Source organism: Actinomadura sp. DC4 (genome assembly GCF_030406325.1).
In the GTDB taxonomy this organism is placed as follows: Bacteria; Actinomycetota; Actinomycetes; order Streptosporangiales; family Streptosporangiaceae; genus Actinoallomurus.
The window spans coordinates 20,290-30,352 of the sequence record NZ_JAUEQY010000057.1 but is presented as its reverse complement, the minus strand read 5'-3'; the positions used below and the strand labels follow the sequence as shown (position 1 = coordinate 30,352).

Here is a 10,063-nt window from a genome sequence, read left to right as displayed (position 1 = left end):
TGCGGCGCCGACTTCGTCGTCGTCGCCAAATTACGCGCCGCCGCCGTACCCAAACTCAACGGCGAACCCTCAACACCGCTACCCGACTGCGCCGACTCCGTCACGACACACACCACCATTCTTCATTCGTACCGACAGGGGAAACCGCCGAGTGTCGAATTCAGAAACCGGGCCCGCCGAGAACGGCGACATTGAGGCCAGGCGCTGAATTACACCTTTGCTCGCGATCGACATTACGCTGTGTATCCAACTGATCACAATAGGCAATCTCGGGTCTTTTAAAACACCGCCCGCATGCGTCTTATGGAGCGGCAGAGAAGGCCACCCCGGCACCGGCCGCGATCACGGCCGTGATGACCACGAGCACCATGAGAGTGGCCAGCGGGTTCTTTCGCCGGCGCGGCATCGCGGCGGCCTTCGGCACGCTCGCGCGGTGCGACGGCGCGGCGATCGTCGGCGCCGGCGGAGGCCGTCGCGCCGGAGGCGAAACGCGATGGGGCGCTGACGGCACGGCGACGGGCGCCGCCCGGACCGGCGCGGCGACGCGGCCGGGAGGCCGCGCGGGCGCGCTCGGCGTGGGCTTCGGCGGCCGGGGCGGCGGTTTCGGCGACGGCGGCTTGGGCGAGGGAGGCCGGGGCGATGGAGGCCTCGGTGGCGCGACCTCGTCGCAGTCGCCCGGACCGACGTGGACCCGGACGTGGACGGCGTGCAGCGCGTCGAGCTCGACGCATAGCGGGCAGCCCAGGCGCACCTGCAGACCGAGGAGCCCCGGATCGTCCGCCTGCGGCCGGCGGACCGGACGCGCGGCGGCATCGGCGGGCGCCGCGCTCAGGCCGACGAACGTCCCGGCGGCGAGCAGCGCGATGCAGGCGGTACGGCGCATGGTCACCTGCTCTCGGGAATCTGCTGGAACTGGTGCTGAGCCGCGACGTACGCGTCGGTCCTGACGCGCAGCGCGCCGGTATAGGTGTGGGCGATGTTGAAGGCGAGGTAGATGCCGGCGCCGAGCATGGCCGCCATCACGCACAGCGGCACGAGCGTCATCACGCGCGGGCGGGCCCCGGCCAGGAACGGGAAGATCATCACGATGATGCCGGCGAAGATCGTCATGTAGAGGAGGCCCACCGGGGAGTTGGACCCGGCGTCCATCTCCCGCTGGCCGCGCGCGGCGGACAGGGCCTGGATCTGCTCCAGGACGGCGGTGCGGTCGTCCTTCTGGTCGTCGGTGACCGCGGGCAGCCCGAGGACCTTCGAACGGAGGGCGTTCAGCCGGGTGTCGCCCTCGGCGCTGAGGTGGCCCTTCTTCATGAGGCGCCACTCGTTGCCGACCAGGAGGTCGGTGTAGCCGCGCAGGTCGGCCTGCACCTCGCGGCCCTCGGGGGCGGGCAGGGCGGAGGCGGCCCAGTAGGCCTCGACGAGCACACGGCTCTCGCTGTAGGCGTTTTCGCGCGCGGAGTCGGCGGTGGTCCACGGCACGACGATCGCGATGGCGAAAACGAGCAGGAACAGCGCCGAGAGCATCGAGCCGGCGTGGCCGGCGGTCGCACCGCCGGGATCACCGTCGTCGGTGCCGCGCCCGGACTTGCGGAACAGCAGGGCGGCGACGATGACGACGCCGACGGCCGTGACGACGGCGAGAATGCAGACGAGCATGACCGGCTCCAGGGGGGTGAACGCCTACCAGTGGCTGAGCGTTACTTGACTATCACATTAGGTAACAGGGATGGAACCGCGAAAAGGTGGCCACTCGTACCTCAGAGCAATTTCGATAGAACAGAGACCTCGTGATATGCCCGATATCCGAGTAAAAGACCTGCTTCGCTCACGCCAAAGGGACACCGATCATCCGGGCCAAATGCGGCACATCCACCACTGGCGACCGCTTCCGGCCATCCTGCCCCTTGAGCAGCAGGAACAACGCCACAAAACGCCGACTATTTCCCAATCCCCGACATCACCCATGACGACAATGAGCGCCCGCCGCGTACGCGCCTGACGCCGTACGATCGAATGCGATCGCGCCGTTCACCATCGCGAACCCTCGGCGCGCGACGCCGGCCGCCGCCGAACCCGGGGGCCGCCTCACGCACGCTTGCGTCTCTTGGCGAGTATGTGTTCATTAGTGCATGATGCGAGCACGATTCGCGCACGAACGAGCACGCGTGGAGGCGGGATTGGCGGATTATCACGTCAAGGCGGAGATCGGCAGTTGGCCGGCGTGCCGGCGGGAGGCCGCCGCACGGCTCCCCGCCGTACGTGACGCGCTGCCCCGCGACGGCGAGCGGGTCCCGGCCTTCGGCTGCGGCACCTCCCTCCACCTGGCGCGGGCGGACGCCGCGCTGCTGGAGGCCAGGGGGCTAAGGCCTGTCTCGAGGTCCCCGTCCGTGGCGAGCGGTGTCCAGGCGGTGCCCCGCAGGGCGGACGAAAGAGGCGGCCCGGTTCGGCCGTGGACCGAGTCCCACCCGGCCACGGAGTACCGCCACGGGCCGAACAGCGTCGCCCGGCCCGGCCGGCCGACGCGGATGTCCGGCGATGATCCGGACGGGCCGGCCGACGACGTCGCCGCGCCAGGCGCGGCGTGCGCCGCGAGCGACCTGGACCCGATGGCCCGGCTCGTCCTCGCCCAGCGCCCGGCCGAGGCGCACGCGCGCGCACGAGGAACGGCGGCTCGGCGCCGGAGGCCCACCCGCCCAGGTCCGGCCGTCACGCACGCCCGCGCACAAGAAACGGCGGCTCGGCGCCGGAGGCCCACCCGCCCAGGTCCGGCCATCGCGCACGCGCGCGTACGGGGAACGGACCCGGACCGGCCGCGCCCGGTCGTGCTTTCGTGATCGTCGCACTCGACGTCGGCGGCACGTCGATGAAGGGCGCGATCATGGATCGGGAGCTCGACCGGACCGCCACCGTACGCCGCCCCACGCCGCACGGGGACGCCGCCGTCACCGCCATCCTCGACGCCGTCGCCGAGCTGGTCGCCCAGGCCGGTTCCGCCGAGGCGATCGGCGTCGCCGTGCCCGGGATCGTCGACGACGAGCGCGGCGTCGCGGTCCATTCGGAGAACATCGGCTGGCGCGACGTGCCCTTCCGCGAGCTGATCGAGAAGCGGACCGGCCTGCCGGTCGCGGTCGGCCACGACGTACGCGCCGGCGGCACCGCCGAGCTCCGGCTCGGCGCGGCTCGCGGCACCCGCAACTCCCTCGTCGTCCCCATCGGCACCGGCATCGCCGCCGCGATGGTGATCGACGGGCACCTGTGTGTCGGCAACGGCTACGCCGGGGAGATCGGCCACATGTCGGTGGGCTCGGACGAACCGTGCGTCTGCGGCGGTACCGGCTGCCTGGAGGCGGTGGCGTCCGGCCCGGGCGTCGCGCGGGCGTACGCCCGGCGCACCGGGCGTGAGATGACGGCGGACGCGGTGGCCGCCCTGGTGGCCGAGGGCGAACCGGACGCCGTGGCAGTGTGGGCGGAGACGGTCGGGTGGCTGGGCACCGCGCTCGTCGCCGCGACCGTGATCGCCGCCCCGGAGGTGATCGTGATCGGCGGTGGGCTCTCGCGCGCCGGCGACCTGCTCCTGAGGCCGCTCACCGAGGACATCGACGCACGCCTGACGTTCCAGCGCAGGCCACGCCTGACCACGGCGCGATTCGCCGATGAGGCGGGGTGTGTGGGCGCGGGACTGTGGGCACTCGACCTGCTGGAGTCACAATGACGGTGCTGAGCGCGGACAGGGTCATCACTCGTGACGGCGTGCTCGAACCCGGCTGGGTGCGGATCGCCGGCGGCCGGATCGAAGAGGTCGGGGCGGGCGTGCCGGGCCGGTCCGACCGGCACGGCGCGGTGATCGTTCCCGGCTTCGTGGACATCCACTGCCACGGCGGGGGCGGCGCGTCCTTCGACTCGGCCGACGCGGACGAGTGCGCGCGCGCCGCCGCGTTCCACCGCGAGCGCGGCACGACGACGCTCATGGCGAGCCTGGTCACCGCGGAGCCGGACGATCTCGTACGCCGTGCGTCCGTGCTGTCGGACCTGGCCGCCGACGGCGTCGTCGCCGGGATCCACTACGAGGGTCCGTTCCTGTCCGCCACCCGCAAGGGCGCGCACGACCCGGCCCTCCTGCGCGACCCCGAGCCCTCGGTGGTCGAGCGGCTGCTACGTGTGCCGCACGTACGGATGATGACCATCGCCCCCGAGCTGGAAGGCGGGGTCGACGCGCTGCGGCGTGTACGCGACGCGGACGCGATCGCCGCCGTCGGCCACACCGACGCGACGTACGAGGTCGCCCGCGAGGCGGTCGCCGCCGGGGCGCGGGTGGCCACGCACCTGTTCAACGGGATGCGCCCTCTCCACCACCGCGAGCCCGGTCCGATCATGGCCCTCCTGGACGCGCCGGACGTCGTGGTGGAGCTGATCGGCGACGGCGTGCACCTGCATCCGGCGGTCGTGGCGCACATCGCCCGTACGAAGGGGTTCTCCGGGGCGACGCTGGTCACCGACGCGATCGCGGCGGCGGGCATGTCCGACGGCGACTACGCGCTCGGCGGCCTGGACGTCGAGGTGCGCGAGGGGGTGGCACGGCTGTCCGGAGGCGGCTCGATCGCGGGGAGCACGGCCACGGCGGCGGCGGTCTTCCGCCGCGCGGTGCTCGCGTCCGGGCTCGGCCTGGACGAGGCGGTACGCCTGGCCTCGACCACCCCCGCCGGTCTCCTCGGGCTCGCCGACCGCGGCGCGATCGCCCCCGGGCTCCGTGCCGACCTGCTCATCCTCGACGACGACCTGAACGTGCGCGAAGTCGTCACGGCATGATCGTCACGCTCACCCCGAACCTCGCGCTGGACGTCACGTACGAGCTCCCCGAGCTGCGGCCGGGCCACTCGCACCGGGTGCGGGCGGTGCACGCGCGGGCCGGCGGCAAGGGGGTGAACGTCGCCCGCGTCCTGCGCTCGCTCGGTCACGACGTCCTGGTCCTCGGCCTGGCGGGCGGCCCGGCGGGTGAGGCCGTCCGCGCCGATCTCGACGCGGCCGGGCTGCCGCACGACCTCGCGCCGTGCGCGGGCGAGACGCGCCGGACGGTGACCGTGGTGGCCGGCGGCGAGGCGACCCTGCTGCGCGAGCCGGGTCCGGCGGTGACCGCCGCCGAGTGGGCGGCGGTGGAGGCGCGGATCCCGGACGCGGACGTGCTGGTGATCTCCGGCAGCCTGCCGCCCGGCGTGGAGGCCGGCGCCATCGCCCGTCTCGCGGCCCGCGACGTCCCTGTGATCGTCGACACCTCCGGCGAGGCCCTCGTGAAGGCCGCGCCGCACGCCTGGGCGGTCAAGCCGAACGCCGAGGAGCTGGCCGCCGTCACGGGCACGGACGACCCGGTGGCGGGGGCACGGCTCCTGCGGGCGCGTACGGCGGTCGTGTCGCTGGGCGCCGAGGGCCTGCTCGCGGTCACCGGCGAGGAGGTCCACAGGGTGCCGGCCCCGCGGGTGGTGGCGGGCAATCCCACCGGCGCGGGCGACGCCGTGGTCGCGGCCCTCGCCGCGGGTGCCGGCTCGCCGTGGCCGGAGCTGCTCGGCCACGCCGCGGCACTGGCCGCCGCGGCCGTGCTCGCCCCTGTCGCGGGGTCCTATGACTCCGCCGCATACGCGGCCTTTGTCTCGTCCGCTCGCGTACGTCCGTGACCGCGCGGACCGCCGGGTGATCGGGGACGGGCGCGCGCCGGAACGGCGCGCGGAGTTCGTCGCCGCCTAACGGGATCCTTAGCCTCCGTGGCCTAGGATCGTCAAGACCCCGGATGCCCAACACGGCTGAACCGATCAGCCGAGCCCCTTTGGGTAGTGTTCGCGAACTCCGGCAGGTCACGGGGGATGGGTGAAAGACATCAACGACGGCTCTGGGGCTGGGGAGCCCGATATGCCTGACAAGCCAGTAAATGATGATGACGCGAACGCGCCTGAGAGCGCCGTTTCGCGTCGGGTTCCGGACGAAGACGACCCGGCCCGCGAAAACGCGGACGAGGACGGCCGGGGTCCGGCGGACGAGACAACGGTGAGCGGATCCACCGGATCCACCGGCAAGGACGAGCACGAGGAGTTCTCGGCTCCGGATCCCCACGACGACGACTACTACGATCCGCCCGCGATCGAAGCAGACGAACCCGGCGGGACGGACGACACGGCAGCCCCGGACGACTCCCCTGATTCCACGGCCGAGACCCCGGACGAGGCCGACGACACGCACGACGCCGGCGACCCGGGCGACACGGGCGAGGCCGCCAAGCCGCGCATCATCCCGCCCCGCGACGAGAGCGACGGGAAGAGCGGCGACGACGCCGAGGAGAAGGCGCCCGAGCCCAGCGGCGCAGGGCTCGCCGCGGCGGCGACCGTGCCCGCAACCGCCGCGGCCGCCGCGCCCGGCGGCGCGAAGCCGAAGACCGAGAAGCCGAAGAAGCAGACGGATCGGCGCATCAAGTACGCCCGGCGCACCGCGTACGTGCTCGGCGTCCTGGTCCTGCTCCCCATCGCCGGCTTCATCGTCATCTACCTGATGACGCCGATCCCCAGCTCGGCCCAGCCCGCCGCGAAGGCGCAGCAGTCGGTGTTCCTCTACAACGACGGCAAGACGGTCATCGCCCGCTCCGGCAAGTTCGACCGCCGTCCGGTCGACCTCAAGGACGTCCCCCCGCAGGTACGCGACGCGGTCATCTCGGCGGAGAACCGCAGCTTCTACAGCGACTCGGGCGTGTCGATGAAGGGCTCGGCGCGCGCGGTCTGGGCGACGCTGACCGGCGGTTCGCTGCAGGGCGGCTCGACCATCACCCAGCAGATGGTCCGCAACTACTACAGCGGCCTCAGCCAGAACCGCACGGCCGGCCGCAAGCTCAAAGAGATCATGATCGCGCTGAAGGTGTCGCGCGAGAAGGACAAGGACTGGATCCTCCAGAACTATCTCAACACGATCTACTTCGGCCGCGACGCGTACGGCATCGAGTCGGCCGCACAGGCGTACTACGGCAAGGACGTGCAGAACCTCACGCCCGCCGAGGGCGCCTACCTCGCGGCGGCGATCCAGGTGCCGACCTACGCCGGTGACCTCACCGTCCCCGGCGCCCAGGCGTACATGCAGGCGAGGTGGCAGTACGTCGTCAGCGGCATGGTGCAGATGGGCACCGTCAGCCAGCCGCAGGCCGCGACGATGCGGTTCCCCGCCCCGGACAAGCAGAAGCAAAAGTCGATCTACGCCGGCGACAAGGGGTACATGGTCAGCCAGGCGAAGGCCGAGCTGCGCCGGATGGGTTACACCGACACCCAGATCAACATGGGCGGGCTGAAGATCCGGACCACCTTCGACAAGGACCTCATGGCCGCCGCCCGGCAGGCGGTCCAGGACAACATTCCCTCCGGCACGTCCAAGAAGGTGCTGACCGGGCTCGTGTCGATCAACCCGGCCAACGGGGAGATCAACGCCTTCTACGGCGGCAAGGACTACGTCGACCGGCAGTTCAACAACGCCTTCGACGCCAAGGTGCAGGCCGGTTCGGGCTTCAAGCCGTACGTCCTCGCCGCCGCGCTGGCCGACGGCGAGACCCTCAACACCTACGTGGACGGCAGCTCGCCGCAGATGTTCGCCGGGGTCGCGCTGCACAACGACCAGAACGAGAGCTTCGGGATGGTCAACCTCGTCACCGCGACGCAGGACTCCATCAACACCGCGTACGTCAACCTCGGCCAGAAGGTCGGGCTGGGCAAGGTCGTGTCGATGGCCGAGAAGGCCGGCATCCCGGCCGCGCAGCTCGCTCCGCACAAGGACGCGGACACGCTGCCGCTCGGGGTCGCCGACGTCAGCGTCGAGCAGCAGGCGGCCGGGTACGCGACGTTCGCGTCGGAGGGTTACTACCACGTACCGCATGTGATCAAGTCGGTGACCGTCGACGGCGGCAAGCCGCGCAAGGCGGTCCAGCCGGCCGCCAAGCACGTGTTCAGCCAGACCGTGGCGCGGGACGCGACGTACGCCATGCAGAAGGTCGTCGACGCCGGCACCGGCGTCAACGCGGGCCTGCCCGACCGCAACGCGGCCGGCAAGACCGGCACTACCAGCGACGGCAAGCAACTGTGGTTCAACGGCTTCATCCCCCAGCTGACCACCTCGGTCGGGATCTTCCGCAGCGACAACAAGCCGCTGACCATCCCGGGCTACTCCGCGTACGGTGGCGACCTGCCCGCGAAGATCTGGCGCTCGTACATGGTCAAGGCGGACCAGGTGCTCGACCTGCCGCCCAAGTCGTTCGGCGCGCCCTCGGTCTACACCGGCGGAGGCGGGCGGTCGGTCACGACCCCGACCAACCCGCGCCCGCGCCCGTCCCTGTCGCGGCCCACCGAGCCGCCGCCGACCGAGCCGACCCATCCGGATCCGCCGCCGACGGGCCCGCCGACCGGGCCCCCGACCGGACCGCCGCCGACCGGCGGTCTGCAGCGGCACAGCGAGCGATATCCGGACCTGTACGGCTGATGACACCTGCCCGCCCGAAGCGACCGCCGGACCACGAAGCGGTCGCTTCGGGCGGGTGTTGTATGCTCCCCAACAGGTCACGAGCGCCAGCGACAAGCCCCGGCTAGCTGGCCGGCAACCCTCCGTCCGTGGCGGGGTGCCCCGGGTGATGACCAGGTCCGGCACGACCGTGCCGGGCAAGCGCGGACCCCTCCCGGGGTCCCTGGTCCCGCCGGAGGTTCCGCCATGTCGGCTGTCATCGACTTCGCACCCGCACATTCCCCTCTTCGTGTCATCGGCGAGGGCGTTCCCGTACCCGTGGCCGGCGGCGGCACCCTGCCCTACGCCAACCTCGACTACGCGGCGAGCGCGCCCTGTCTTGAGCCCGTACGCGCGGCGATCGACGCGGCCCTGCCGTACTACAGCAGCGTCCACCGCGGCGCGGGCTACGCCTCTCAGGTGACGACCGACCGGTACGAGAGCGCGCGGGAGACCGTGCGCGCGTTCGTCGGCGCGTGGCGCCGTGACGCGGTGGTCTTCACCCGCAACACCACCGACGCGATGAACCTCCTCGCCCACGCGCTCCCGCAGGGCACCACGGTCGTGGTCTTCGAGTCCGAGCACCACGCGAGCCTGCTCCCGTGGCAGCGCGGCAACCGGGTCGTACGGCTGCCGGCGCCCGCCTCGCGCGCGGAGGCGATCACCGCCGCGGCCGAGGCCCTGCGCTCGGCCCCTTCCGGCCCGCGCCTGCTCGTCGTCACCGCCGCCTCCAACGTGACCGGTGAGCTGTGGCCCGTCGCCGAACTGGCGCAGGTGGCCCGCGAGCACGGCGCGCGCGTCGCGGTCGACGCGGCCCAGGCCGTGCCCCACCGTCCCTTCGACATGGCCGAGCTGGACGTGGACTACGTCGCGTTCTCCGGGCACAAGCTGTACGCGCCGTTCGGGGCGGGCTGCCTCGTCGGGCGGGCCGACTGGCTGCGCGCCGCCGAGCCGTACCTCCTCGGCGGCGGCGCGACCGCGGGCGTGGACGCGACCGAGGTGACCTGGTCGGCCGACCCGCAGGCGCGGCACGAGGCCGGCACCCCGAACGTCCTCGGCGTCGTCGCGCTCGCCGCGGCGTGCGAGGCGCTCACCGGCTGGGACGCCCTCATCACCGAAGAGGAGCGCCTGCTGAGCCGTCTCCGTACGGGCCTGGCGGCGATCCCGGGCGTGCGCGAGCTGACGCTGTGGGGCGAGCCGAGCCCGCGCGTCGGCATCGTGTCGTTCGTCGTCGAGGGCCGCCCCTCACGCGAGGTCGCCACCGAGCTGTCGGACCGATTCGGTATCGGCGTGCGCGACGGGAAGTTCTGCGCGCACCCGTTCCTCCGGCGGCTCCTCGGCACGGGTTCGGGCGGCTGCGCGGACGGCGACGGCACCGCCCTGCGCGCGAGCTTCGGCATCGGCACCACTGACCAGCACATCGACCGTTTGCTGACCGCGCTCGGTCAGCTCGCCCGCTGAAAAACGGCGATGTCCGGGCGTAAGGAGGGTGGGACGGCACTGGTTGATCTTCAAGAGGTCCCTGGCGTCCCGCTCGACTCGGCATACTCCGCAG

9 protein-coding genes and 1 riboswitch are annotated in these 10,063 nt (G+C 72.2%); of the genes, 7 read left to right on the top strand and 2 right to left on the bottom strand.

Features of this window, described 5'->3' with window-relative positions:
• A partial coding sequence (locus QWU11_RS46140) for a hypothetical protein (RefSeq protein WP_290120964.1) occupies window positions 1-195 on the top strand: 195 nt, incomplete at its 5' end.
• 106 nt (window positions 196-301) lie between these two features.
• On the opposite strand, the gene QWU11_RS46135 is transcribed toward QWU11_RS46140, so the two are convergent.
• On the bottom strand, window positions 302-883 hold the full coding sequence (locus tag QWU11_RS46135; RefSeq protein ID WP_290120963.1) for a hypothetical protein: 582 nt from the start codon (window positions 881-883) through the stop codon (window positions 302-304).
• A 2-nt stretch (window positions 884-885) separates the two neighbouring features.
• A complete protein-coding gene (locus QWU11_RS46130) occupies window positions 886-1,653 on the bottom strand; it encodes a DUF4239 domain-containing protein (protein ID WP_290120962.1) in 768 nt (255 codons plus the stop codon).
• Between the two features lie 521 nt (window positions 1,654-2,174).
• Between QWU11_RS46130 and QWU11_RS46125 the strand changes: the two genes are divergently transcribed.
• From QWU11_RS46125 to QWU11_RS46100, 6 genes are all read left to right on the top strand, one after another.
• Window positions 2,175-2,831 carry a hypothetical protein gene (locus tag QWU11_RS46125; protein ID WP_290120961.1) on the top strand — a complete coding sequence of 219 codons (657 nt, stop codon included), beginning with the start codon at window positions 2,175-2,177 and terminating at the stop codon, window positions 2,829-2,831.
• Window positions 2,828-3,709, top strand: a complete 882-nt coding sequence (locus tag QWU11_RS46120) for an ROK family protein (RefSeq protein ID WP_290120960.1) — start codon at window positions 2,828-2,830, stop codon at window positions 3,707-3,709. The genes QWU11_RS46125 and QWU11_RS46120 overlap by 4 nt, the downstream gene beginning before the upstream one ends.
• Complete coding sequence (gene nagA, locus QWU11_RS46115; protein WP_290120959.1) at window positions 3,706-4,803, top strand: N-acetylglucosamine-6-phosphate deacetylase; 1,098 nt, start codon at window positions 3,706-3,708, stop codon at window positions 4,801-4,803. The genes QWU11_RS46120 and nagA overlap by 4 nt, the downstream gene beginning before the upstream one ends.
• A complete protein-coding gene (locus QWU11_RS46110; RefSeq protein WP_290120958.1) occupies window positions 4,800-5,663 on the top strand; it encodes a 1-phosphofructokinase family hexose kinase in 864 nt (287 codons plus the stop codon). The genes nagA and QWU11_RS46110 overlap by 4 nt, the downstream gene beginning before the upstream one ends.
• A 367-nt stretch (window positions 5,664-6,030) precedes the next feature.
• Window positions 6,031-8,490, top strand: a complete 2,460-nt coding sequence (locus tag QWU11_RS46105) for a transglycosylase domain-containing protein (RefSeq protein ID WP_290120957.1) — start codon at window positions 6,031-6,033, stop codon at window positions 8,488-8,490.
• A 75-nt stretch (window positions 8,491-8,565) separates the two neighbouring features.
• Window positions 8,566-8,679, top strand: a riboswitch (SAM riboswitch).
• 36 nt (window positions 8,680-8,715) lie between these two features.
• Window positions 8,716-9,969, top strand: a complete 1,254-nt coding sequence (locus QWU11_RS46100) for an aminotransferase class V-fold PLP-dependent enzyme (protein WP_290120956.1) — start codon at window positions 8,716-8,718, stop codon at window positions 9,967-9,969.
• Window positions 9,970-10,063: the final 94 nt, after the last annotated feature.

Bases quoted from the DNA above. Each gene is read 5' to 3' on its own strand.
- nagA (WP_290120959.1), top strand. From the start codon at position 3,706: ATGACGGTGCTGAGCGCGGACAGGGTCATCACTCGTGACGGCGTGCTC.
- QWU11_RS46135 (WP_290120963.1), bottom strand. From the start codon at position 883: ATGCGCCGTACCGCCTGCATCGCGCTGCTCGCCGCCGGGACGTTCGTC.
- QWU11_RS46100 (WP_290120956.1), top strand. From the start codon at position 8,716: ATGTCGGCTGTCATCGACTTCGCACCCGCACATTCCCCTCTTCGTGTC.
- QWU11_RS46110 (WP_290120958.1), top strand. From the start codon at position 4,800: ATGATCGTCACGCTCACCCCGAACCTCGCGCTGGACGTCACGTACGAG.
- QWU11_RS46130 (WP_290120962.1), bottom strand. From the start codon at position 1,653: ATGCTCGTCTGCATTCTCGCCGTCGTCACGGCCGTCGGCGTCGTCATC.